Source organism: Pseudomonas sp. BS3767 (assembly GCF_900099665.1).
In the GTDB taxonomy this organism is placed as follows: Bacteria; Pseudomonadota; Gammaproteobacteria; order Pseudomonadales; family Pseudomonadaceae; genus Aquipseudomonas; species Aquipseudomonas cerasi.
This window is the reverse complement of the sequence record NZ_FNCX01000008.1, coordinates 151,088-174,652: the sequence shown is the minus strand read 5'-3', so window position 1 is coordinate 174,652 and position 23,565 is coordinate 151,088. Positions and strand designations below refer to the sequence as shown.

The following is a 23,565-nucleotide window of genomic DNA, read 5'->3' as shown; positions in this document are numbered from 1 at the left end:
TACATGACACCTAAATCAATAACAGAGCGCTCCCCGAGTGTGCTCGACCCTGCTGAGCAGAGTGAGGCAAGTGCAATGACTGAGTACGTTCAAGTCGGTGACCTGCAAGTCGCCAGAGTCCTGTTCGACTTCGTGCAGAACGAAGCCACCCCCGGAACCGGCGTCGACGCCACTGCGTTCTGGGCCGGTGCGGACCAACTGATCCACGACCTTGCGCCAAAGAACAAGGCACTGCTCGCCAAACGTGATGAGTTACAGGCGAAAATCGACGCCTGGCACCAGTCGCATGCCGGGCAGGCTCACGACGCCTCGGCCTACAAAGCCTTCCTTCAGGAGATCGGTTACCTGCTGCCAGAAGCAGCGGACTTCCAGATCACCACGCAAAACGTCGATGAAGAAATCGCCACCATGGCCGGCCCGCAGCTGGTCGTGCCGGTGATGAACGCCCGGTTTGCGCTGAATGCGTCGAACGCCCGCTGGGGTTCGCTGTATGACGCGCTCTATGGCACCGACGCCATCAGCGAAGCAGGCGGCGCGGAAAAGGGTAAAGGCTACAACAAGGTGCGTGGCGACAAGGTGATCGCGTTCGCTCGTGCCTTTCTCGATCAGGCTGCGCCTCTGGCAGCAGGTTCACATGCAGACTCGACGGCTTACAAACTGATCGACGGCAAGCTGGTCGTCAGTCTCAAGGGTGGCAGCAATACCGGCCTGCACGATGACGCCCAACTGGTCGGTTTTCAAGGCGATGCCCTGGCACCGTTTGCCTTGCTGCTCAAGCACAACGGCCTGCACTTCGAACTGCAGATCGACGCCGCCAGCCCGGTCGGGCAGACCGATCCGGCAGGCGTGAAAGACATCCTCATGGAAGCGGCGCTGACCACCATCATGGACTGCGAAGACTCCATTGCCGCCGTCGATGCCGACGACAAAGTGGTTGTCTACCGCAACTGGCTGGGCCTGATGAAGGGTGATCTGGCCGAATCGGTGTCCAAGGGCGGTGAAACCTTTACCCGCACCATGAACCCGGACCGCGTCTACACCACGCCAGAGGGCGGCGAAGTCACGCTGCATGGTCGCTCGCTGTTATTCATTCGCAACGTGGGTCACCTGATGACCATCGATGCGATACTCGACAAGCATGGCAACGAAGTGCCGGAAGGCATTCTCGATGGCCTGCTGACCAGCCTTGCAGCCATCCATAACCTCAACGGCAACACCTCACGCAGCAACAGCCGCAGCGGCTCGATGTACATCGTCAAACCGAAGATGCACGGCCCGGAGGAAGCTGCATTCACCAACGAACTGTTCGGGCGCATCGAGCAGGTACTGGGCTTGCCGCGTAACACCTTGAAGGTCGGCATCATGGACGAGGAGCGCCGTACCACGGTCAACCTCAAGGCCTGCATTGAGGCCGCCAGTGAGCGCGTGGTGTTCATCAACACCGGCTTCCTCGACCGCACCGGTGACGAAATCCATACCTCCATGGAAGCAGGCCCGGTGGTGCGCAAGGCGCAGATGAAAGCCGAGAAGTGGATCGCTGCCTACGAGAACTCCAACGTCGACATTGGCCTGAAATGCGGCCTGCAAGGTCGCGCACAGATCGGCAAAGGCATGTGGGCCATGCCGGACCTGATGGCCGCCATGCTGGAGCAGAAAATCGCTCATCCACTGGCGGGAGCGAACACCGCCTGGGTTCCCTCACCTACGGCAGCCGCGCTGCACGCCCTGCACTATCACAAGGTCGACGTGTTCGCCCGTCAGGCCGAACTGGCGCAGCGCGAGCAAGCCTCGGTGGATGACATTCTGACCATTCCGCTGGCGCCGAATACTGACTGGACGCCGGAAGAAATCCAGAACGAACTGGACAACAATGCGCAGGGCATTCTTGGCTATGTCGTGCGCTGGATCGATCAGGGAGTGGGGTGTTCGAAAGTGCCGGACATCAACGACATCGGCCTGATGGAAGACCGCGCCACGCTGCGCATCTCCAGCCAGCACATGGCCAACTGGCTGCGTCACGGCGTTGTCAGCGAAGCTCAGGTCCTGGAAAGCCTCAAGCGCATGGCACCGGTGGTGGATCGCCAAAACGCCAACGACCCGCTGTATCGCCCTCTGGCACCCGACTTCGACAGCAACATCGCCTTCCAGGCGGCGGTCGAGCTGGTCATCGAAGGCACCCGGCAGCCCAACGGCTACACCGAGCCGGTATTGCACCGTCGCCGCAGGGAGTTCAAGGCCATCAACGGCCTGTAACTCGCCGCCCGGGCAATTGCAGGTTCTGGTCCTTGCCGGGCCAGAACCTGCAAGGGCTCACTGCCTCAACTTATCCCCAATTCCCGCTTGACCAGCTTCACCAATTGCTTGGTGTTGAGCGGTTTGAGAAGGAAGTCCACCACGTTCAGGTGCATGGCATCGATGGCATCGCGCACGTTGGCGTCGCCGGACACGATGATGATCGGCAGCTCGGCCCGATCCGACTCACGAACCTTGCGAATCAGATCCAGCCCGTCAAAAGGAGCCATCCGCAAGTCAGTGATCAGCAGTCCGATGGACTGACGCGTATGGATCATCTGCAGCGCAGTATCGCCACCGGGCGCAGTCATGCAACTGATGTCATTGAGGCTTAGAATTTCGGCCAGCAGCTCTCGCGCGTCGCTGTCGTCATCGACGATCAGGACCCGTTGCGGGGCGTCGCGGGCGGGCGTGAGCATGACCTCATGGAGGGCATCGCGCTCATCGTCGCTCAGAATATCGTGGTCAATCATTGCAGTCTCATCATTCCCTGAACTAATCCGACAGCAGATACGGGTCAATCTGCGATGCATTTCGTCGGCATCCCGGCCGGTCTCCGCTCGCAATCCGTTGCGCTCGTCAAATCAGTTATGTCGCAACCAGCACGACTGTGTCACTGGGTTCAAGGTAAGACTTACGTCCAATGGGCACCTGGCTGCAAGCGGCCGACCATGAGCACCAATAACAAGAACGCGGAACAGGCCATGAGCAAGGCAGATGCTTTCACCCAGGCAGGCAAGACAGCCGTGCTGCAGAACATACACGGCACCATGCAGTTTCTGCAAAAATTCCCGCCGTTCAATCAGATGGAAAACGCTCACCTGGCCTATCTGGTCGAGCAGTGCCAGCTGCGCTTCTACGCTGCCGGTGAAAGCATCATCAAGCCTGGCGACGGACCGGTGGAGCACTTTTACATCGTCAAACAGGGTCGGATCGTCGGCGAGCGTCCGCATTCTGCCAAAGGCGGTACGGAAACGACATTTGAAATAACCACGGGTGAGTGTTTTCCGCTCGCCGCCCTGCTCGGCGAGCGTGCCACCCGCACCGAGCATCTGGCTGCCGAGGACACCTTCTGCCTGCAATTGAACAAGCAAGCGTTCATCAAGCTGTTCGCGCTCTCCACAACCTTTCGCGACTTTGCCCTGCGCGGCGTCAGCAGCCTGCTGGATCAAGTCAATCAGCAGGTCCAGCAGCGCGCCGTCGAAACCCTCGGCACGCAATACTCTCTGAACACCCGGCTGGGTGAACTTGCCATGCGCCATCCGGTGATGTGCAGCCCGGAAACGCCCATGCGCGACGCCGTGAAGCTGATGCATGAGCAGCAGGTAGGCAGCATCGTGATTGTCGACGAGCGGCAGGCGCCGCTGGGTATCTTTACCCTGCGCGACCTGCGTGAGGCGGTTGCCGATGTGAATGCCGACTTCAGCGCGCCGGTCAGGCACACCATGAGTCTGTCACCGTTCCACCTGAGCCCGGACGCCAGTGCGTTCGACGCCGCCATCGCCATGACCGGACGCCATATCGCCCACGTGTGCCTGGTCCGGGACGGGCGGTTGTGCGGCGTGGTGTCGGAGCGGGATCTGTTTTCCCTGCAACGGGTCGACCTGGTGCACCTGGCGCGGACCATTCGCAACGCGCCACGCATCGAAGCGCTCACCGGCTTGCGCGGCGATATCGTCCAGCTGGTCGATCGCATGCTTGCCCACGGCGCGTCTTCGACGCAGATAACCCAGATCATCACCCTGCTCAACGATCACACCGTATGCCGGGTGATCGAGCTGACGCTTGCAGAGAGAGGCGACCCTGGCATTGCGTTCAGCTGGCTGTGTTTTGGCAGCGAAGGCCGTCGCGAGCAGACGCTGCATACCGATCAGGACAACGCCATTTTGTTCGAAGCGCGCGATGCCGCAGAGGCAGAGCAGATTCGCAAAGTACTGCTGCCAATTGCCGAACGCATCAACCAGAGCCTGGCGCAATGTGGATTTACCCTGTGCAAGGGCAACATCATGGCCGGCAATCCCGACCTGTGTCTGTCGCAACTTGAATGGTCACAGCGTTTCTCGACATTTATTCGCGAGGCGACGCCGGAGAACCTGCTGGCCTCGAGTATCTATTTCGATCTGCGCGTGGTCTGGGGTGATGAAAGCGGCGGCGAGCAACTGCGCCGCGGCATTCTTGATCAGGTCGCAGACAACCGGCTGTTCCAGCGCATGATGGCCGAGAATGCGCTGCGCCAGCGTCCGCCGGTGGGTCGTTTCAAGGATTTCGTGCTGGCCCGCAAAGGCAGTGAAAAGGACACCCTGGACCTCAAGGTCGAAGGCCTGACGCCCTTCGTCGACGGGGCGCGCCTGCTGGCACTGGCCAACGGTATCGGCGTGAGCAACACGCAGGAACGCCTGCGCCAACTGGTCGAGCGCGAAGTCATCGACCCGCTCGACGGTGCTGCGTATGAGGAGGCCTATCACTTCATTCAGCAGACCCGCATGCAGCAACATCAGCTGCAGAGTCGCCAGAATCTGGCTTATTCCAACCGCATCGACCCCGACACACTCAACCATCTGGACCGGCGCATTCTGCGCGAATCGTTTCGCCAGGCGCAGCGATTGCAAACCAGCCTGACCCTGCGTTATCAACTATGAATCTGTTCGAATGGCTCAAGCCACGGCCGAAAAAGACGCCTTTGCATGCACATCAACTGGAGCGCCTCGAACGACTGCCGGTGTGCGCGAACCTCAGCGGCACACCGCTGCGTGAACAGCGCTGGGTCGTGCTGGATCTGGAAACCAGCGGCCTGAACATGAACCGTGATCAGGTGCTGTCCATGGGTGCGGTGGTGATTGAAGACGGCGCCATCGATCTGGGCCAGCAGTTCGAGCGCACGCTGTTGCGCGTCGACCAAAAGATCAGCCCCGCCGTTCTGATTCATGGGCTGGCGCCCAGTGCGATTGCCGCAGGCAGTGAGCCGGTCGAGGCTTTGCTGGACTTCATGGAGTTCGTCGGTGACAGCCCGATCCTCGGCTTTCACGCGCCATTCGATCAGCACATGCTGTCGCGTGCCTTGAAAGAAAGCCTGGGCTATCGCTTGCAGCATCCGTTTTTCGACGCTGCCGAAATAGCTCCGATGCTCTGCGAGCACGCCAACCTGCGTCATGCCGGGCTGGATGACTGGACCCGTTTCTTTGGTCTGCACGCCGAAGAGCGTCACCACGCCAGCGCCGATGCGCTGGTCACCGCAGAACTGGCGCTGATCCTGTTCAGCCATGCCCGTCGCCAGCAGATCGACAGCCCCTTGCGGCTGGAGGAAGCACTCGGGCAATGGCGCAGACGCAGACAGTCACATTCTTTCTGACTGCGACTGCGTCAGCGCCTCACATTCAGTTCGGGGCGATGGTCTTGGCGATCACATCCACCGTCGCTTCGACCTGCTCCCGGTAGCGCTTGAGCTCGACCTTGTGCAATTGCTCAAGCTCGATCTGCTGCGAACAAAGGTTCAGCGCAGCAAGGACCAGCAGACGGTCACCGATCAACGTCGGGTATTTGCGCTTGGTGTCGGCCAGCGACGCATTAAGCATCGCGGCGGCCTTCATGAGCGTCAGGTCTTCGCCAGCCGGCGCCTTGACCGAGTACTCATTGCCCAGAATAGTGAGGACGGTTACACCGCTGCCATCGACGTTCATGCGCCGACAGCACTTGCGCTGGTCGCGCGATCAACCAGTGCCTGGATGCGCGCGGCAGTGCTGCCATGCTTCTCTTCCTGCTCCATCAGACTCAGTTGCAAGTTCTCGTTCTCGTCCTTGGCTTTTGCCAGCTCGGCACCGAGCTGTGCATTTGTTTCCTGAAGGGCCTGGTTCTGCTGCACCAGATCGCCGACAAGTTGTTCCAATTGGCTAAGGGAGGCTTCCAACATTTTGATTTCTCGAGCAAATTTCAACGGGCGCGTACGATAAAGAAAAGTCGCTGCGCATACCAGCGCTCAGGCTTCGATACCGCTCTGTCATGACATCGACATGTCGATAACGTAGACGCGTAGGGGGCTTGTGACTGCGTATTCGGTATCCGGTTCCTGCTGTTCGTCAGACTGCCTGAAACTGCGACAAATGCGCGCAGCCAATGGGCAGACTGCCATCGCAGAAAAAGCCCCCGCCCCGTCTTTTCAAGGGGTTGCGCCCGATCCGCGAGAGAAATGAAGAATTCGTCACGATTAAGTCACAGGCGATACGTGCCTATTAACTCAAGACTTCAGTCGCACGTCCGATAGGCACCCCACTCACGGCTTTATCCCCGTCTCTAAATCGCATGGAACGCGTAAATGACCCTGGAAGCTTTCCATGTCCCTGCGAAATATGAACATCGCGCCCCGAGCGTTTCTTGGATTTGCCATGATCGGCACCCTCATGCTGATTCTGGGCGTCTTTGCACTGTCACAGATGAGCAAGATCCGCGGCGCCACCGAGGTGCTGGCCGACAGCAACGTGCCCAGCATCAAGAGCCTCGATCGCTTCGCTGAAGTCAGTATTCGTCTGCGGGTATTGTCCTATCGATTGCTGGTCAATCGCGATCCGGAAACCCAGCAGAAAACCATCGAACTGATGGCGATGCGCAACAAGCAGATCACTGACGCTCAGACCGTTTACGAAAAGCTGATCAGCGCGCCCGAAGAGCGCAACCTCTATAGCCAGTACGTGCAGTTGCTGGGGCAGTATCGCCAGCTTGAGGATCGTCTGAAGACGCTGAGCCGTGCGAACAACATCGACCAGTTGCAGGAGTTGCTCAACAACGAAATGGTCAGCAACTCCGACCAGATGAACGTTGTGCTGCGCAAACTGGTGGAGATCAATACGGCGCAGTTGAATGAGGTCAAGGAACAGGCCTCCAGCGAGTACGACTCGGCATTCAATATGGTGATCGGACTGCTGATCGCCGCCACACTGCTGACCCTCGTGTTTGCCTGGATGCTGATCAAGAGCATTACCACACCGATTGCCACCGCACTGCTTGCAGCAGAGACCATCGCGCAAGGCAATCTGACCCGGCCGATCAGTATCGATGGCACCGATGAAGCCGGTCGTCTGCTGCTGGCCATGAAAACCATGCAGGACAAGCTGCGCGATACCTTGCAGGGTATTTCCGGCTCGGCCACGCAACTGGCCTCGGCAGCCGAAGAGCTGAATGCTGTCACTGACGAAAGCGCACGCGGGCTGGTGCAGCAAAATGATGAAATAGAACAGGCAGCCACTGCGGTCAACCAGATGACCAGTGCCGTGGAAGAAGTTGCGCGCAACGCCACCAGCACCTCGCAGGCCTCGCGCAGCGCGGCCACCTCTGCGGGCGATGGCCGCGACCTGGTTCAGGAAACCGTCAGCGCCATCGAACGCATGAGTGGCGACGTGCAAGGCACTGCCGAGCTGATCATCAGCCTGGCCAATGAATCGCGCGATATCGGCAAGGTGCTCGACGTGATTCGCGGCCTGGCCGACCAGACCAACCTGCTGGCATTGAACGCCGCCATCGAAGCCGCGCGCGCCGGTGAAGCAGGACGTGGCTTTGCCGTCGTCGCCGACGAAGTCCGTGCCTTGGCCCATCGCACCCAGCAATCGACCAGCGAAATCGAACGCATGATCAGCAGCATTCAGACCGGCACGGAACAGGCCGTCAGCTCGATGCGCAACAGCACCGAACGCGCCGAATCGACCCTGAACATTGCCAAGGGCGCGGGCCAGGCATTGAACACCATCAACAGCGCCGTGGAGGAAATCAACGAACGCAACATGGTCATCGCCAGCGCCGCCGAAGAACAGGCACAGGTCGCCCGCGAAGTGGACCGCAACCTGGTCAACATCCGCGACCTCTCGGCACAATCCACCAACGGCGCCAACCAGACCAGCGCAGCCAGCACCGAGCTGTCACGCCTGGCAATCGACCTCAACGGCATGGTGGCGCGCTTCGCGCTTTGATTGCAGGCAGAGGTACCTGACTCTCGTGCCAATGCTCCGTGTTGGCACGCCTTTCTGGACGCTCGCGTCCTCTTGCGACGCAGAGCGTCGGGAACCGCATTCCCACGCTGGAGCGTGCGGAACGATGCTCTCGACGATCGTGCGGCGCTCTGCGTCGCATGCCTTTCTGGACGCTCTGCGTCCTCTTGCGAAGCAGGGCGGTTAAAGCCTCACACTCGCAAACGTCGACTCATTACGCGCCTGACTCAAGGCCGACATCGGCCCGGACAACGGGGCGAGCACCAAGGCCTGCGGGATTGGCATCATGGCAACCTGCTGTGCGGTGTTGGACCCTACGCGCTCGTCACGTGGCGGGATGCCGAAGTATTCGCGGTAGCATTTGGAGAAGTGTGGCGTCGACACGAAGCCGCACACCGACGCCACTTCGATGATCGACATCGGGGTCTGCTTGAGCAGTTGTCGGGCGCGAATCAGGCGCAGTTTCAGGTAGTAGCGCGAAGGCGAACAATGCAGGTATTTCTGGAACAACCGCTCCAGCTGCCTGCGTGAAACGGCGACATACACAGCCAGTTCGTCAAGATCGATCGGCTCCTCGAGATTGGCTTCCATCAGCGCCACGATTTCCTGCAGCTTCGGCTGATTGGTACCGAGCATGTGCTTGAGCGGCACGCGCTGATGGTCCTGTTCGTTGCGAATGCGCTCGTAGACGAACATCTCGGAAATGGCTGCCGACAACTCGCGCCCATGATCACGACTGATCAGGTGCAGCATCATGTCCAGTGGTGCGGTGCCGCCCGAGCTGGTGAAACGGTTGCGGTCCAGCGTGAACAGCCGGGTGCTCATCGACACCCGTGGAAAGGCTTCCTGCATCGAAGCCAGACATTCCCAATGCACGCTGCACTCGAAACCATCCAGCAGGCCCGCGCACGCCAGCGCCCAACTGCCGGTGCACACCGCGCCCAGACGACGCGACTGACGTGCCTGGCTCTGTAGCCAACTGACGTGTTCACGCGTGACGGAGCGTTGAATACCGACACCGCCGCAGACGATAACCGTGTCGAGCAAAGGAGCCTTGTGCATTGCCGCATCCGGCGTGATCTGCAGACCATCGCTGGCCCAGACCTGTCCGCCGTCGACACTCAACGTGGTCCAGCGATACAGCTCGCGGCCCGACAACTGATTGGCCATGCGAAGGGGTTCTACCGCCGATGCGAGGGAGATCAGGGTGAAGTTATCCAGCAGCAGAAAGCCGATGGACTGTGGCGCGCGGTTCTGGGGTTGAGTCCCTTGATTGAACGATGTCATCACACTATCTCCTCTCATATGGCAATGGTTGGCCCCAGAACAGGCTCTTCTTGTAGCCCTCGTCATTGCAGGGCCTGGTGATGACATCGCAAATCCCATGCCGGAAATTGATCGCTCATTCAAGAACACCTGAAAACGACGTCGCGAAGCGTCTAACCGGCTGCGACCCACGTACCTGTCAGCGACGCCAAGGCCGCCGCAGGCGCAGTTCGATGAGCAGTTCGGTAGCACTTGGCGGAAACGACCAAGGGGCCTTCGCACGCCAAGTGCTACTCAAGGCACATCCCGATAAAACCCTGCCGAGGGCAGGCGTTCGCGCTAAAAAGTGGCGGCCTGCAGGGCGCGTGATCGAAAAGCGCGCAGCCGCCAAAAATGGCATGCGACCGGGCATGACCACTGCCGGATCTGACCCGATAATGAACTTGTCGGCGTTACCCCCCTCCAAAAGACCGCGTTCGCGCAGGCACCGACCTGCCAACCGACCGCTGCCGAACTGCGCAGCGACTGTGTAACGTACTGGCCGTTTTTTCGCAGTTCCGACACTGCAACCGGGCGTGCGTACGATGCAACGAATCTGTAAGCGACCTTGCGCGCACTGGATACGACGCCTCCTGCACTGGATACGACGCCCCCTGTAGGCGTTTGATTTTCCCTGTTACATGATCGGTTCCGACTCGATCGCCCGGCGCAGTGATGGAGCTTCGCGAAAAGCCTCGCCAACCCATAAGCCGCGTCAGCGTTCACCTGCTGATGACCAGAAGAAACTCACAGGAGTCCACCCATGAAAGGTTCCAAATCGTTGCTGTTGGCCGCCACGCTCTGTATGCCGGTGCTCGCTCAGGCAGCCGAGCCAGAGGCCTGTCATACGGTCAACTTCTCCGACGTAGGCTGGACTGACATTACCGTCACTACTGCGGTAACCAGCGCCGTACTCGAGTCACTGGGTTACAAGACCAAGACCACCATGATTTCCGTACCGGTGACCTACAAGTCGCTGGCTGACGGGAAGAACATGGACGTGTTCCTCGGCAACTGGATGCCGACCATGGAAAACGACATCAAGCCCTATCGCGAAGCAGGGACCGTCGAAACCGTGCGTGCCAATCTGGAGAACGCCAAGTACACCCTGGCTGTCCCGGAAGCGCTCTATAACAAAGGCCTGCATGACTTCGCCGACATCGCCAAATTCAAGAAGGAACTGGGCGGCAAGATCTACGGGATCGAGCCTGGCAACGACGGCAATCGCCTGATCCAGAGCATGATCGACAAGAACGCCTTCGGCCTGAAAGATGCAGGCTTCAAGGTTGTTGAATCCAGCGAAGCCGCAATGCTTTCGCAGGTCGACCGCGCCGTGAAACGCAAGAACGATGTGGTGTTCCTCGGCTGGGAACCGCATCCGATGAACACTCGCTTCAAGATGAAATATCTGACCGGCGGTGATGACTTCTTCGGCCCCAACTATGGCCAGGCGACCATCTACACCAACACCCGCAAAGGCTACAGTCAGGAGTGCAGCAACGTAGGTCAGCTGCTCAAGAATCTGTCCTTCACGCTGGACATGGAAAGCAGCCTGATGGGCAATGTGCTGGACGACAAAATGAAGCCTGATGCCGCCGCCAAGGCGTGGATCAAGAAAAACCCGCAAGTACTCGACACCTGGCTCGCAGGCGTGACCACCGTCGATGGCAAGCCAGGCCTGGAGGCAGCCAAAGCCAAGTTGACCCAGTAAGCCGACAGCAGGCGGGGCTGACCCGCCTGCTGCCCTCTTCACCTTCCGCAAGCGGACACCCGAAATCATGCTGACTGACCATAAAATCCCTCTGGGCGAGTACATCGCCGCATTTGTCGATTGGTTGACGGCCAACGGCGCCGATTACTTCGACGCGATAGCCTCGACACTGGAAATGATGATCCACGGGTTCACTTTCGCGCTGACCTGGTTCAATCCATTCGTACTGATCGGCCTTATCGCCGCCCTCGCGCACTTCATCCAGCGCAAGTGGGGCCTGACGGTTTTCGTCATCCTTTCGTTTCTGCTGATCCTCAACCTGCATTACTGGCAGGAGACCATGGAAACCCTGGCACAGGTGCTCTTCGCCACACTGGTGTGTGTCGTCATCGGCGTGCCGCTGGGCATCATTGCCGCGCACAAACCGCTGTTCTACACCATCATCCGGCCGTTGCTCGACCTGATGCAGACCGTGCCCACCTTCGTCTATCTGATTCCGACACTCACGCTGTTCGGTCTGGGCGTGGTACCCGGTCTGATCTCGACAGTGGTTTTCGCCATTGCCGCGCCGATTCGCCTGACTTACCTGGGTATCCGTGATGTACCTCAGGAGTTGCTGGATGCCGGCAAGGCCTTCGGCTCATCACGCCGCCAGTTGCTGACACGCATTGAACTGCCCTACGCGATGCCCAGCATTGCAGCCGGGATTACCCAATGCATCATGCTGTCATTGTCGATGGTGGTCATCGCGGCCCTGGTCGGCGCCGACGGCCTGGGCAAGCCAGTGGTCAACGCGCTGAACACAGCCGACATCGCGCTCGGTTTCGAAGCCGGTCTGGCAATCGTATTGCTGGCCATCATGCTCGACCGCATCTGCAAACAACCCGAAGCCAAGGTAGGGTCCGACGCATGAGTATCATCAAATTCGACAAGGTAGACGTCATCTTCTCCAAGGACCCGCGTGAGGCCCTCAAGCTGCTCGACGAAGGCCTCACGCGTGACCAGATCCTCAAGAAAACCGGACAGATCGTCGGCGTCGAGAACGCCAGTCTGGATATCGAGAAGGGCGAAATCTGCGTGCTGATGGGCCTGTCGGGCTCCGGCAAATCCAGCCTGTTGCGCTGTATCAACGGTCTCAATACCGTCAGCCGTGGCTCGCTGTTCGTCGAGCATGAAGGCTCACAGATCAACATCGCCAACTGCAGCGCGGCCGAACTGAAAATGATGCGCACCAAGCGCATTGCCATGGTCTTCCAGAAATTCGCCCTGATGCCCTGGCTCACGGTGCGCGAAAACATCAGCTTTGGCCTCGAAATGCAGGGTCGCCCCGAAAAGGAACGGCGCAAGCTGGTGGATGAAAAACTCGAGCTGGTGGGCCTGACCCAGTGGCGCAACAAGAAGCCCGACGAGCTGTCCGGCGGCATGCAGCAGCGAGTGGGCCTGGCGCGGGCCTTGGCGATGGATGCCGACATCCTGCTGATGGACGAGCCGTTCTCGGCGCTCGACCCGCTGATCCGCCAGGGGTTGCAGGACGAACTGCTCGCCCTGCAAACCAAGCTGAGCAAAACCATTGTGTTCGTCAGCCACGATCTGGATGAAGCACTGAAGCTCGGCAGCCGGATCGCCATCATGAAAGACGGCCGCCTCGTGCAATACAGCGTGCCAGAGCAGATTGTGCTCAATCCGGCAGACGAATACGTGCGCACCTTCGTTGCACATACCAACCCATTGAACGTGCTGTGCGGTCGCAGTCTGATGCGCACCGTCGACGAGTGCACCCACGTCAACGGTTCGGTGTGCCTGGACCCGAGCGGCGACTCATGGCTCGATCTGGCCGAAGGCAACGTGATCAAAGGCGCGCGGCAAGGTGCCACGGCCCTCGATCTGCAGAACTGGGCCCCCGGTCAGGACGTCGCCACCCTGGATCGACGCCCTACGCTTGTGCATTCCAACATTGGCATGCGCGACGCGCTGCAGATCCGCTACCAGACCGGCAACAAGCTGGTCCTGCAGGACGGCAATAAAGTGGTCGGCATTCTGGGTGATACCGAGCTGTATCACGCATTGCTGGGCAAAAACCACGGCTGACAAGGCCTGAAACCGACAAGCCCGCTCAACCGCGCTGGACTCATCCAGCCGGGAGCGGGCTTTTTTCGTCTGCAGCGTTGTCACGGGTAACTCCCTTCCGCTATTTCTGCTCCCTCCGCCGCCATGTCGTAAACGCACCTTTGTGTGGCGTCCATAGGCATTTGGCGTCTTCGGTCCGGCCCTACCATCGCTCTCAGAGGGCTCTGTCAGCCCGAACGACAAGTCAGGCGCCGCGCCGCCGCTGGGAGATCCGCGATGTTCAGCAAGCAAGACCAGATTCAGGGTTATGACGATGCACTGCTGTCGGCGATGAACGCCGAGGAGCAGCGTCAGGAAGACCATATCGAGCTGATCGCCTCGGAGAACTACACCAGCAAACGCGTGATGCAGGCGCAGGGCAGCGGCCTGACCAACAAGTACGCAGAGGGCTATCCCGGCAAGCGTTACTACGGCGGTTGCGAGCACGTCGACAAGGTCGAGCAACTGGCCATCGAACGCGCCAAACAACTGTTTGGTGCCGACTACGCCAACGTTCAGCCGCACTCCGGCAGTCAGGCCAACGCAGCGGTCTACCTGGCGCTGCTCCAGGCCGGCGATACCGTGTTGGGCATGAGCCTGGCGCACGGCGGTCACCTGACCCACGGCGCCAAGGTCAGCTTCTCGGGCAAACTCTATAACGCCGTGCAGTACGGCATCGACACCGCGACCGGGCTGATCGATTACGACGAAGTCGAGCGCATTGCCGTCGAATGCCAGCCGAAAATGATCATTGCCGGCTTTTCGGCCTACTCCAAGACCCTGGACTTCCCGCGCTTCCGCGCAATCGCCGACAAGGTGGGCGCCTACCTGTTCGTCGACATGGCGCACGTTGCCGGTCTGGTTGCCGCCGGTCTTTATCCGAATCCGCTGCCCTACGCAGACGTGGTCACCACCACGACCCACAAGACCCTGCGCGGCCCACGCGGCGGCCTGATCCTGGCCAGGGCCAACGAGGAGCTGGAAAAGAAATTCAATTCCGCCGTCTTCCCCGGTGGCCAGGGCGGCCCGCTGATGCACGTCATTGCCGCCAAGGCGGTATGTTTCAAGGAAGCCATGGAGCCCGCCTTCAAGGCCTATCAACAGCAGGTCATCGACAACGCACAAGCGATGGCGCAGGTGTTCATCGATCGGGGCTTCGACGTGGTCTCCGGCGGCACCGACAACCATCTGTTTCTGGTCAGCCTGATCCGTCAGGGCCTGACCGGCAAGGACGCAGATGCGGCGCTGGGGCGTGCGCACATTACCGTCAACAAGAACTCGGTGCCCAACGACCCGCAGTCGCCGTTCGTGACGTCCGGCCTGCGCATCGGCACACCGGCCGTGACCACGCGCGGCTTCAAGGTGACCCAGTGCATCGAGCTGGCAGGCTGGATCTGCGACATCCTCGACAACCTCGGTGATGCCGATGTCGAGGCTGACGTTGCCAGCCAGGTCGCCGCCCTGTGCGCCGATTTTCCGGTTTATCGCTGAGTCAGGAGTAGCCTCACATGCAGCATTACTCAGGCTTCGGCCTTCTCAAGCATTCCCTCAGCCACCATGAAAACTGGCAGCGCATGTGGCGCACGCCGACCCCGAAAAAGGTCTACGACGTGGTCATTGTCGGCGGCGGCGGGCACGGTCTGGCGACGGCCTACTATCTGGCCAAGGAGCACGGCATCACCAACGTGGCCGTGGTCGAGAAAGGCTGGCTGGGCGGCGGCAACACGGCTCGCAACACGACCATCGTGCGCTCCAATTACCTGTGGGACGAGTCTGCCCACCTGTATGAACATGCGATGAAATTGTGGGAAGGCCTGTCCCAGGACCTGAACTACAACGTCATGTTCTCCCAGCGCGGCGTCTACAACCTGTGCCACACCCTGCAGGACATGCGCGACTCCGAGCGCCGCGTCAGCGCCAACCGGCTTAACGGCGTGGACGGCGAATTGCTCAACGGCCAGCAGGTCGCCGAGGAAATCCCGTACCTGGACTGCTCGAAAAACACCCGCTATCCGATCATTGGCGCAACGGTTCAGCGCCGTGGTGGCGTCGCCCGTCACGATGCGGTGGCCTGGGGCTTCGCCCGTGCGGCCGACGCGCTGGGCGTTGACCTGATTCAGCAGACCGAAGTCATCGGCTTTCGCAAGGAAAACGGCGTGTGCATCGGAGTGGAAACCAACAAGGGTTTCATCGGTGCCAAACGGGTCGGCGTGGTAACCGCCGGCAACTCCGGGCACATGGCCAAGCTGGCAGGCTTCCGTCTGCCCATCGAATCGCATCCGTTGCAGGCACTGGTCTCCGAGCCGATCAAGCCGATTATCGACAGCGTCATCATGTCCAACGCGGTACACGGCTACATCAGCCAGTCCGACAAGGGCGACCTGGTGATCGGTGCCGGCATCGACAGTTGGGTCGGCTACGGCCAGCGCGGCTCGTACCCGGTGATCGAACACACCATCCAGGCCATCGTCGAGATGTTCCCGGTACTGTCCCGCGTGCGCATGAACCGTCAATGGGGCGGCATCGTCGACACCACGCCGGACGCCTGCCCGATCATTTCCAAGACCCCGGTGCCGAACATGTTCTTCAACTGCGGCTGGGGCACAGGCGGCTTCAAGGCTACGCCGGGCTCGGGCAACGTATTTGCCGCCAGCCTGGCCAAGGGCGAGATGCACCCGCTGGCCAAGCCGTTCTCCATCGACCGTTTCCACAACGGCGCACTCATCGACGAACACGGCGCTGCAGCCGTAGCCCACTAACAGGAGAACCCGACCATGCTGCATATCTTCTGTCCTCACTGTGGCGAACTGCGCTCCGAAGAGGAATTCCACCCGTCCGGTCAGGCGCATATCCCGCGCCCGCTGGACCCCGGTGCCTGCACCGATGAGCAATGGGGCGATTACATGTTCTTTCGCGATAACCCGCGCGGCCTGCATCACGAACTGTGGATACACGCCGCCGGTTGCCGCCAGTATTTCAACATGACGCGCAATACCGTGACCTACGAGATTCTCGAGACCTATCCGATCGGTACCAGGCCGCAGTTCACGGATCAGGGAGAAAAGGTATGAGCCAGACCCATCGCCTGCCCAACGGCGGCCGCATCAACCGCAGCAAGGTGCTCAACTTTACTTTCAACGGCCAGACCTACCAGGGCTTTGAAGGCGACTCGCTGGCCTCTGCCCTGCTGGCCAACGGCGTCGATATCATCGGCCGCAGCTTCAAATACTCCCGCCCGCGCGGCATCTTCGCAGCGGGTTCGGAAGAACCCAATGCCGTGCTGCAGATCGGCGCGACCGAAGCGACGCAGATCCCCAACGTGCGTGCCACGCAACAGGCGCTCTATGCCGGACTGGTCGCGACCAGCACCAACGGCTGGCCGAGCGTGAATACCGATGTCATGGGCATTCTGGGCAAGGTCGGCGGCAAACTGATGCCGCCGGGTTTCTACTACAAAACCTTCATGTACCCGCAATCGTTCTGGATGACTTACGAAAAGTACATCCGCAAGGCTGCAGGCCTGGGTCGCTCGCCGACCGAAAACGACCCGGACAGCTACGATGCGATGAACCAGCACTGCGACGTGTTGATCGTCGGCGCAGGCCCGGCTGGTCTGGCTGCCGCGCTGGCAGCAGGTCGCAGCGGTGCCCGAGTGATCATTGCCGATGAACAGGAAGAGTTCGGCGGCAGCCTGCTCGACAGCCGTGAAAGCCTCGACGGCAAACCCGCCGCCGAGTGGGTGTCTACAGTCGTCGCCGAGCTGAAAAGCCTGCCCAACGTCACCCTGCTGCCGCGTGCCACGGTCAATGGTTACCACGATCACAACTTCCTGACCATTCATGAGCGCCTTACCGACCACCTGGGTGATCGCGCGCCGATCGGCATGGTTCGCCAGCGCATGCACCGGGTACGTGCCAAGCGTGTGGTGCTGGCCGCCGGTACTCACGAGCGTCCGCTGGTCTACGGCAACAACGATGTGCCCGGCAACATGCTGGCCGGCGCCGTATCGACTTACGTTCGTCGTTATGGCGTGGCGCCGGGCAAGAAACTGGTGCTTTCCACCAACAACGATCACGCCTATCGCGTCGCTCTGGACTGGATCGACGCCAGTCTGCACATGGTCGCGATTGCCGATGCACGGCATAACCCGCGCGGCCCGCTGGTTGAAGAAGCGAGGGCCAAAGGCATTCGCATCCTGACCGGCAGCGCGGTCATCGAGGCCCGTGGCAGCAAGCGTGTGACGGCTGCCCGCGTTGCCGCCATCGACGTCAAGACGCACAGCGTGACCAGCCCTGGCGAATGGCTTGAATGCGACGTGGTTGCCAGCTCAGGCGGTTACAGCCCGATCGTGCACCTGGCCTCGCACCTGGGCGGCAAGCCGGTCTGGCGCGAGGACATCCTCGGCTTCGTGCCGGGCGAAGCACCGCAGAAACGTATCTGCGTAGGCGGCGTCAACGGTGTCTACAGTCTGGCTGACAGTCTGGCCGATGGTTTCGAAGGCGGCGTGCGCGCTGCCAGTGAAGCGGGCTTCAAGGTGGTCGAAGGCGTGATGCCCAAAGCCCTCAGCCGTGCGGAAGAGCCGACGCTGGCGCTGTTTCAGGTGCCGCATGAGAAAGGCACCGCTCGGGCACCCAAGCAATTCGTCGACCTGCAGAATGATGTGACCGCAGCGGCCATCGAACTGGCGACCCGCGAGGGGTTCGAGTCGGTTGAGCACGTCAAGCGCTACACCGCGCTGGGTTTCGGCACCGATCAGGGCAAGCTGGGCAACGTCAACGGTCTGGCCATCGCCGCGCGTTCGCTGAACGTGTCGATCCCGGAAATGGGCACCACCATGTTCCGCCCCAACTACACGCCGGTGACCTTCGGCGCGATAGCCGGGCGTCATTGCAAACACATCTTCGAACCCGTGCGTTTCACTGCGCTGCACGCCTGGCATGTCAAAAACGGTGCCGAGTTCGAGGATGTCGGCCAGTGGAAACGGCCGTGGTACTTCCCGAAGAACGGCGAAGACCTGCCCGCAGCCGTCGCTCGCGAATGCAAGGCGGTGCGCGACAGCGTCGGCCTGCTGGACGCTTCGACGCTGGGCAAGATCGATATTCAAGGCCCGGATGCACGCGAGTTTCTCAACCGCATCTACACCAACGCCTGGACCAAGCTGGACGTGGGCAAGGCGCGCTACGGCCTGATGTGCAAGGAAGACGGCATGGTCTTCGATGACGGGGTCACTGCCTGTCTCGCTGACAACCACTTCCTGATGACCACCACCACGGGCGGCGCAGCGCGCGTCCTGCAATGGCTGGAAATCTATCAGCAGACCGAATGGCCGGACCTGAAAGTGTATTTCACCTCAGTGACCGATCACTGGGCGACTCTGACGCTGTCCGGCCCCAACAGCCGCAAGCTGCTCAGCGAAGTCACCGATATCGATCTGGGCCGTGAAGCCTTCCCGTTCATGACCTGGAAGGAAGGTCTGGTCGCCGGTGTGCCAGCTCGCGTATTCCGTATCTCGTTTACCGGTGAGCTGTCCTACGAGGTCAACATTCAGGCCGACTACGCCATGGGCGTTCTGGAAAAGATCGCCGAGGCAGGCAAGCAGTACAACCTGACGCCTTACGGCACCGAGACCATGCACGTACTGCGCGCAGAGAAGGGTTTCATCATCGTCGGTCAGGACACCGACGGCTCGATGACGCCCGACGACCTGAACATGGGTTGGTGTGTCGGTCGTACCAAGCCGTTCTCCTGGATCGGCTGGCGCGGCATGAATCGCGAAGACTGCGTGCGTGAACAGCGCAAGCAACTGGTCGGCCTCAAGCCGGTGGACCCTGCCAAATGGTTGCCGGAAGGTGCGCAACTGGTGTTCGACACCAAACAGACGATCCCGATGAGCATGGTCGGCCACGTGACCTCCAGTTACGCGCACAACTCGCTGGGCTATTCGTTCGCGATGGGCGTGGTCAAAGGCGGTCTGGCGCGCATGGGAGAGCGGGTCTTCGCGCCTCTGGCCGATGGCAGCGTGATCGAAGCCGAGATCGTTTCTTCGGTGTTCTTCGATCCGAAAGGCGAGCGGCAGAACGTCGAGTAGTCCACGGTGAGCCGATCATCCGCAGCACACAGAATTCAAGCAGGTGAATCATGAGCACAGCCAACGTTTACCAGCAGCGCCCGACCACCGACGTCAAAGCCGAGTCGCCGCTGTTCCACGCAAACCTCGACAGCCTGATTGGCAAGGGGCGCGCCAGCCCGGGGGTTTTCCTGCGCGAGAAAAAGCTGCTGGGCCATCTGACGATTCGTGGCAATGCCCACGATCCGGCCTTCGCCACAGGCGTACACAAGGCGCTGGGCATGGAGCTGCCCGCCGCACTGATGCTGGTCATCAGTGGCGAAAGCTCGCTGCAATGGCTTGGCCCGGATGAGTGGCTGCTGATCGTGCCGAGCGGCGACGAGTTCGCGGCAGAACAGAAGTTGCGTGACGAACTGAGCGGGCAACACATCGCCATCGTCAATGTCAGCGGCGGGCAATCGATTCTCGAACTGAGCGGGCCGAAGGTGCGCCAGGTACTGATGAAGTCCACCAGCTACGACGTGCACCCGGACAACTTCCCGGTGGGCAAGGCAGTCGGCACCGTGTTCGCCAAGTCGCAACTGGTGATCCGCCGGACCGGTGAAGACACCTGGGAGCTGCTGGTCCGCCGCAGCTTCTCGGATTACTGGTGGCTGTGGTTGCAGGATGCGAGTGCCGAGTACGGGCTGAGCATTCAGACGTGAAGCGCCGGGAACCGGGGCTGAAACCGTAGCGTCGGTCTCAATGAAGACTCTTGGATTATCGTTCCCACGCTCCGCGTGGGAACGCAGTTCCGGACGCTCAGCGTCCTGCCCAAGCCTACAGGCTGGCACTGTCAGTCATATTTGCGGATAACAAATACTCTGGAGCATTGATTCAATGAGCCGCGCGCCCGACACATGGATTTTGACCGCCGACTGCCCCAGCATGCTGGGTACGGTAGACGCAGTGACGCGCTTTCTGTTCGAGCAGGGTTGCTACGTCACAGAACATCACTCCTTCGATGACCGTCTCTCGGGACGCTTCTTCATCCGTGTGGAATTTCGTCAGCCCGAGGCTTTCGACGAGCAGGCGTTCAGGGCCGGGCTGAGCGCGCGCGGTGAAACGTTCGGCATGATCTTCGAACTCACGGCGCCCAACTACCGGCCAAAAGTAGTGATCATGGTCTCGAAAGCCGATCACTGCCTCAATGACCTGCTCTACCGCCAGCGTATCAATCAACTGTCCATGGACGTGGTCGCGGTGGTGTCCAATCACCCTGATCTTGAGCCATTGGCTGGCTGGCACGGCATTCCGTACTACCATTTCCCACTGGACCCGAACGACAAGCCCGCGCAGGAAGCCAAAGTCTGGCAGGTCATTGAAGAGTCTGGTGCAGAACTGGTGATTCTTGCCCGCTACATGCAGGTCCTGTCTCCGGACCTGTGTCGCAAGCTGGACGGCAAGGCGATCAATATCCACCACTCGTTGCTGCCCGGTTTCAAAGGTGCCAAGCCCTACCATCAGGCTTACAACAAGGGGGTAAAACTGGTCGGAGCCACGGCGCATTACATCAACAACGATCTGGACGAAGGTCCGATCATTGCCCAGGGCGTGGAAGTGGTCGATCACAGCCACTATCCCGAAGACCTGATCGCCAAGGGTCGGGACATCGAAGGACTGACACTGGCCCGTGCGGTCGGTTATCACATCGAACGGCGGGTGTTTCTCAACGCCAACAGGACGGTGGTTTTATAGCTGCAACGGCTTCTCTCTGCTCCACCACAATAAAAGCGAGGTGACATGTATGTCTGGTAATCGCGGTGTAGTGTATCTCGGCGCTGGCAAGGTCGAAGTGCAATCAATTCCTTTCCCGAAAATGGAAGACCCACGCGGCAAGCGCATCGAACACGGCGTGATCCTGCGCGTGGTCTCCACCAATATCTGCGGCTCGGACCAGCACATGGTACGCGGCCGTACCACGGCGCAGACCGGGCTGGTGCTCGGTCATGAAATCACCGGAGAGGTGCTGGAAGCCGGTCGCGACGTGGAGCATCTGAAAGTCGGTGATCTGGTTTCTGTGCCATTCAACGTGGCGTGCGGCCGCTGCCGCAGTTGTAAGGAACAGAACACCGGCGTCTGCCTGACGGTCAACCCGGCGCGTCCCGGTGGTGCCTATGGTTATGTCGACATGGGCGACTGGGTTGGTGGCCAGGCTGAATACGTGCTGGTGCCTTACGCGGACTTCAACCTGCTCAAACTCCCGGACCGCGACGCGGCGATGGAGAAAATCCGCGACCTGACCTGCCTGTCCGACATCCTGCCCACCGGCTACCACGGCGCAGTGACTGCCGGGGTTGGCCCTGGCAGTACGGTTTATGTTGCAGGCGCCGGCCCGGTCGGCCTGGCTGCGGCGGCGTCAGCACGCTTGCTGGGCGCTGCCGTGGTGATCGTCGGCGACGTCAACCCGACGCGTCTGGTTCATGCCAAGGCTCAGGGCTTCGAAATTGCCGACCTGTCCCAGGACACCCCTTTGCACGAGCAGATCGCTGCCCTGCTCGGCGAGCCTGAAGTGGATTGCGCCATCGACGCCGTAGGCTTCGAAGCACGCGGTCACGGCCATGCTGGCGCTCAGGCCGAAGCACCCGCCACCGTTCTCAACTCGTTGATGGGCGTGGTGCGCGTCGCAGGCAAGATCGGCATCCCCGGCCTGTACGTCACCGAAGACCCGGGAGCCGTGGACGCCGCCGCAAAAATGGGCAGCCTGAGCATTCGCTTCGGCCTGGGCTGGGCCAAATCACACAGCTTCCACACCGGCCAGACCCCGGTCATGAAATACAACCGCCAGCTGATGCAGGCGATCATGTGGGACCGCATCAAGATCGCCGACATAGTGGGTGTCGAGGTGATCAGTCTGGATGAGGCTCCGCGGGGTTATGGCGAGTTTGATTCGGGCGTGCCGAAGAAGTTTGTGATTGATCCGCATGGGTTGTTTGGTGCAGCGTAAGCATCAACCGTAACGTCGGCTTCTTGGCTACTTACGTTAGCAGATTCGAAGCGGGTCATTTAGCCCCTCGAATCTGCTTAATTATCAAACTCAACGCGTCATCATCAACAATTTCAAGAGCGAGTTTGTAAGAGGGTGGTGTCGACAGGTCCTGAATAGGCTTAGCCAGTTTTCGCTGCTCTCTTATGTAGCGTTGAACATGTGTATATTCATAAACGACATCATCCTCATCATACAAACTTAATCCAACTCGCGTATCATTTTTCAGCTTTTTAGCCTTGTTGATATACTCACGATAAAGCTTATCATTGGCCTCAAACTCTTTTGCAGCTTCTCTAGAGTCAAGACCTGCTTGTTTATTCAATTTTTTTGCAGACACACTCAGTGACTCGACTTGTCGCACCGCTGCAGAGCGACTTGACTGTGGCGCACTCGCACTTAGTCCTGAGTTTATTTCATCAGAAAGAGGCCGCCAAGAAGCACCCGTAACGTTGCCCGATGATAAACGCCGAGAAGGCTTCATTACTTTAAATGCCGTTAACAGCCCCGTAAACAAAGCGCGTATGTTTCCTGTCCAGTCAACCCAGTTAACCGGATCCCCCCCACAATACCCATACGCATTCACCCCACCCTCACCAAACGGGCTCAGACTGTCCGGGCTGTTGAACCTCATCAACACCGGGTTAAACGTCCGATACCCATTCCCCAGCAAATAGTGCCCCGTCACCGGGTCAACTCGCTGGCCGGTAAAGCCCGGCAGGCTCGCGGGCCCTGAAGGATGACGATGTCCGTAAGGCGTGTAGGCAAACTCCAACCCCTGAGCGGCAATCACTGACTGCTGTTGATCCGTCGCCAACAACGCGCCGTCGCGCTGATTATTTTCTGTACTCAGGCAAGCAAGCACATGCTCATCCGTGCGCATAAGCGTGTGCTGGACCTGCCCCTGAACCTGCGTAGCCAGATGTGTCTTCTGATAAAAAAGGCGAGTGCTGCTCTGCCCCGCAGGCGCGCAATCGGCCAGGCGATCCAATGGATCGTAGCGGTAGACACAGAGCGCGGATTGCCCGGACGAAGCCATGGTTTCACTCCTTTGAAGTCACCCATGGCAGCAAGTCTGGGCTGAGTC

19 protein-coding genes are annotated in these 23,565 nt (G+C 60.0%); 14 read left to right on the top strand and 5 right to left on the bottom strand.

Going from position 1 to position 23,565, the window contains the following annotated elements; all coding sequences use genetic code 11:
- The first annotated feature begins 75 nt into the window (after positions 1-75).
- Positions 76-2,253, top strand: coding sequence for a malate synthase G (locus tag BLR16_RS21395; RefSeq protein ID WP_074807304.1), 2,178 nt, complete (start codon positions 76-78; stop codon positions 2,251-2,253).
- A gap of 65 nt (positions 2,254-2,318) precedes the next feature.
- Here the strand turns inward: BLR16_RS21395 and BLR16_RS21390 are convergent, their stop codons facing one another.
- Positions 2,319-2,765: a response regulator gene (locus BLR16_RS21390; protein ID WP_003372457.1), complete on the bottom strand. Its 447-nt coding sequence runs from the start codon at positions 2,763-2,765 to the stop codon at positions 2,319-2,321.
- 231 nt (positions 2,766-2,996) lie between these two features.
- Between BLR16_RS21390 and BLR16_RS21385 the strand changes: the two genes are divergently transcribed.
- Positions 2,997-4,931, top strand: a complete 1,935-nt coding sequence (locus BLR16_RS21385) for a DUF294 nucleotidyltransferase-like domain-containing protein (protein ID WP_003432578.1) — start codon at positions 2,997-2,999, stop codon at positions 4,929-4,931.
- The gene (locus BLR16_RS21380) at positions 4,928-5,641 is read left to right on the top strand and encodes a 3'-5' exonuclease (protein WP_060708371.1); all 714 of its coding nucleotides are present in this window, start codon (positions 4,928-4,930) and stop codon (positions 5,639-5,641) included. The genes BLR16_RS21385 and BLR16_RS21380 overlap by 4 nt, the downstream gene beginning before the upstream one ends.
- Before the next feature lie 25 nt (positions 5,642-5,666).
- Here the strand turns inward: BLR16_RS21380 and BLR16_RS21375 are convergent, their stop codons facing one another.
- Together BLR16_RS21375 and BLR16_RS21370 are read right to left on the bottom strand one after the other, a co-directional pair.
- Positions 5,667-5,969: a cell division protein ZapA gene (locus BLR16_RS21375; RefSeq protein ID WP_003316170.1), complete on the bottom strand. Its 303-nt coding sequence runs from the start codon at positions 5,967-5,969 to the stop codon at positions 5,667-5,669.
- Positions 5,966-6,199 carry a hypothetical protein gene (locus BLR16_RS21370; RefSeq protein WP_003316169.1) on the bottom strand — a complete coding sequence of 78 codons (234 nt, stop codon included), beginning with the start codon at positions 6,197-6,199 and terminating at the stop codon, positions 5,966-5,968. Before BLR16_RS21370 ends, BLR16_RS21375 begins: the two co-directional genes overlap by 4 nt.
- Before the next feature lie 421 nt (positions 6,200-6,620).
- Between BLR16_RS21370 and BLR16_RS21365 the strand changes: the two genes are divergently transcribed.
- Complete coding sequence (locus BLR16_RS21365; RefSeq protein ID WP_003432575.1) at positions 6,621-8,246, top strand: methyl-accepting chemotaxis protein; 1,626 nt, start codon at positions 6,621-6,623, stop codon at positions 8,244-8,246.
- A gap of 201 nt (positions 8,247-8,447) precedes the next feature.
- Here the strand turns inward: BLR16_RS21365 and BLR16_RS21360 are convergent, their stop codons facing one another.
- Positions 8,448-9,551 (bottom strand): choline metabolism transcriptional regulator GbdR, encoded by a 1,104-nt coding sequence (locus tag BLR16_RS21360; RefSeq protein WP_003432573.1) that lies wholly within the window; start codon positions 9,549-9,551, stop codon positions 8,448-8,450.
- 781 nt (positions 9,552-10,332) lie between these two features.
- On the opposite strand from BLR16_RS21360, the gene BLR16_RS21350 reads away from it, so the two are divergent.
- From BLR16_RS21350 to fdhA, 10 genes are all read left to right on the top strand, one after another.
- Positions 10,333-11,280, top strand: a complete 948-nt coding sequence (locus BLR16_RS21350; RefSeq protein ID WP_003432571.1) for a choline ABC transporter substrate-binding protein — start codon at positions 10,333-10,335, stop codon at positions 11,278-11,280.
- Between the two features lie 64 nt (positions 11,281-11,344).
- Positions 11,345-12,193, top strand: a complete 849-nt coding sequence (gene choW, locus BLR16_RS21345) for a choline ABC transporter permease subunit (protein WP_170846044.1) — start codon at positions 11,345-11,347, stop codon at positions 12,191-12,193.
- Positions 12,190-13,368: a choline ABC transporter ATP-binding protein gene (gene choV / locus BLR16_RS21340; RefSeq protein WP_003372468.1), complete on the top strand. Its 1,179-nt coding sequence runs from the start codon at positions 12,190-12,192 to the stop codon at positions 13,366-13,368. Before choW ends, choV begins: the two co-directional genes overlap by 4 nt.
- 255 nt (positions 13,369-13,623) lie before the next feature.
- Positions 13,624-14,877, top strand: coding sequence for a serine hydroxymethyltransferase (gene glyA / locus BLR16_RS21335; RefSeq protein ID WP_003432565.1), 1,254 nt, complete (start codon positions 13,624-13,626; stop codon positions 14,875-14,877).
- 17 nt (positions 14,878-14,894) lie between these two features.
- On the top strand, positions 14,895-16,145 hold the full coding sequence (locus BLR16_RS21330; RefSeq protein ID WP_003411874.1) for a sarcosine oxidase subunit beta family protein: 1,251 nt from the start codon (positions 14,895-14,897) through the stop codon (positions 16,143-16,145).
- 15 nt (positions 16,146-16,160) lie between these two features.
- Positions 16,161-16,457, top strand: coding sequence for a sarcosine oxidase subunit delta (locus BLR16_RS21325; protein WP_003372476.1), 297 nt, complete (start codon positions 16,161-16,163; stop codon positions 16,455-16,457).
- A complete protein-coding gene (locus tag BLR16_RS21320; RefSeq protein ID WP_074807298.1) occupies positions 16,454-19,474 on the top strand; it encodes a sarcosine oxidase subunit alpha in 3,021 nt (1,006 codons plus the stop codon). Before BLR16_RS21325 ends, BLR16_RS21320 begins: the two co-directional genes overlap by 4 nt.
- Positions 19,475-19,524: 50 nt before the next feature.
- Positions 19,525-20,157 (top strand): sarcosine oxidase subunit gamma, encoded by a 633-nt coding sequence (locus tag BLR16_RS21315; protein ID WP_074807294.1) that lies wholly within the window; start codon positions 19,525-19,527, stop codon positions 20,155-20,157.
- Positions 20,158-20,332: 175 nt separating this feature from the next.
- Positions 20,333-21,190 carry a formyltetrahydrofolate deformylase gene (gene purU / locus BLR16_RS21310; protein ID WP_003432560.1) on the top strand — a complete coding sequence of 286 codons (858 nt, stop codon included), beginning with the start codon at positions 20,333-20,335 and terminating at the stop codon, positions 21,188-21,190.
- 49 nt (positions 21,191-21,239) lie between these two features.
- Positions 21,240-22,439 carry a formaldehyde dehydrogenase, glutathione-independent gene (gene fdhA, locus BLR16_RS21305; protein WP_003432558.1) on the top strand — a complete coding sequence of 400 codons (1,200 nt, stop codon included), beginning with the start codon at positions 21,240-21,242 and terminating at the stop codon, positions 22,437-22,439.
- A 55-nt stretch (positions 22,440-22,494) separates the two neighbouring features.
- On the opposite strand, the gene BLR16_RS21300 is transcribed toward fdhA, so the two are convergent.
- Complete coding sequence (locus BLR16_RS21300; protein WP_074807291.1) at positions 22,495-23,517, bottom strand: RHS repeat-associated core domain-containing protein; 1,023 nt, start codon at positions 23,515-23,517, stop codon at positions 22,495-22,497.
- Positions 23,518-23,565 lie beyond the last annotated feature (48 nt).

What these genes read in the sequence shown, in the direction of transcription:
- BLR16_RS21395 (WP_074807304.1), top strand. Translation starts at nt 76, where the DNA reads ATGACTGAGTACGTTCAAGTCGGTGACCTGCAAGTCGCCAGAGTCCTG.
- BLR16_RS21390 (WP_003372457.1), bottom strand. Translation starts at nt 2,765, where the DNA reads ATGATTGACCACGATATTCTGAGCGACGATGAGCGCGATGCCCTCCAT.
- BLR16_RS21385 (WP_003432578.1), top strand. Translation starts at nt 2,997, where the DNA reads ATGAGCAAGGCAGATGCTTTCACCCAGGCAGGCAAGACAGCCGTGCTG.
- BLR16_RS21380 (WP_060708371.1), top strand. Translation starts at nt 4,928, where the DNA reads ATGAATCTGTTCGAATGGCTCAAGCCACGGCCGAAAAAGACGCCTTTG.
- BLR16_RS21375 (WP_003316170.1), bottom strand. Translation starts at nt 5,969, where the DNA reads ATGAACGTCGATGGCAGCGGTGTAACCGTCCTCACTATTCTGGGCAAT.
- BLR16_RS21370 (WP_003316169.1), bottom strand. Translation starts at nt 6,199, where the DNA reads ATGTTGGAAGCCTCCCTTAGCCAATTGGAACAACTTGTCGGCGATCTG.
- BLR16_RS21365 (WP_003432575.1), top strand. Translation starts at nt 6,621, where the DNA reads ATGTCCCTGCGAAATATGAACATCGCGCCCCGAGCGTTTCTTGGATTT.
- BLR16_RS21360 (WP_003432573.1), bottom strand. Translation starts at nt 9,551, where the DNA reads ATGACATCGTTCAATCAAGGGACTCAACCCCAGAACCGCGCGCCACAG.
- BLR16_RS21350 (WP_003432571.1), top strand. Translation starts at nt 10,333, where the DNA reads ATGAAAGGTTCCAAATCGTTGCTGTTGGCCGCCACGCTCTGTATGCCG.
- choV (WP_003372468.1), top strand. Translation starts at nt 12,190, where the DNA reads ATGAGTATCATCAAATTCGACAAGGTAGACGTCATCTTCTCCAAGGAC.
- glyA (WP_003432565.1), top strand. Translation starts at nt 13,624, where the DNA reads ATGTTCAGCAAGCAAGACCAGATTCAGGGTTATGACGATGCACTGCTG.
- BLR16_RS21330 (WP_003411874.1), top strand. Translation starts at nt 14,895, where the DNA reads ATGCAGCATTACTCAGGCTTCGGCCTTCTCAAGCATTCCCTCAGCCAC.
- BLR16_RS21325 (WP_003372476.1), top strand. Translation starts at nt 16,161, where the DNA reads ATGCTGCATATCTTCTGTCCTCACTGTGGCGAACTGCGCTCCGAAGAG.
- BLR16_RS21320 (WP_074807298.1), top strand. Translation starts at nt 16,454, where the DNA reads ATGAGCCAGACCCATCGCCTGCCCAACGGCGGCCGCATCAACCGCAGC.
- BLR16_RS21315 (WP_074807294.1), top strand. Translation starts at nt 19,525, where the DNA reads ATGAGCACAGCCAACGTTTACCAGCAGCGCCCGACCACCGACGTCAAA.
- purU (WP_003432560.1), top strand. Translation starts at nt 20,333, where the DNA reads ATGAGCCGCGCGCCCGACACATGGATTTTGACCGCCGACTGCCCCAGC.
- fdhA (WP_003432558.1), top strand. Translation starts at nt 21,240, where the DNA reads ATGTCTGGTAATCGCGGTGTAGTGTATCTCGGCGCTGGCAAGGTCGAA.
- BLR16_RS21300 (WP_074807291.1), bottom strand. Translation starts at nt 23,517, where the DNA reads ATGGCTTCGTCCGGGCAATCCGCGCTCTGTGTCTACCGCTACGATCCA.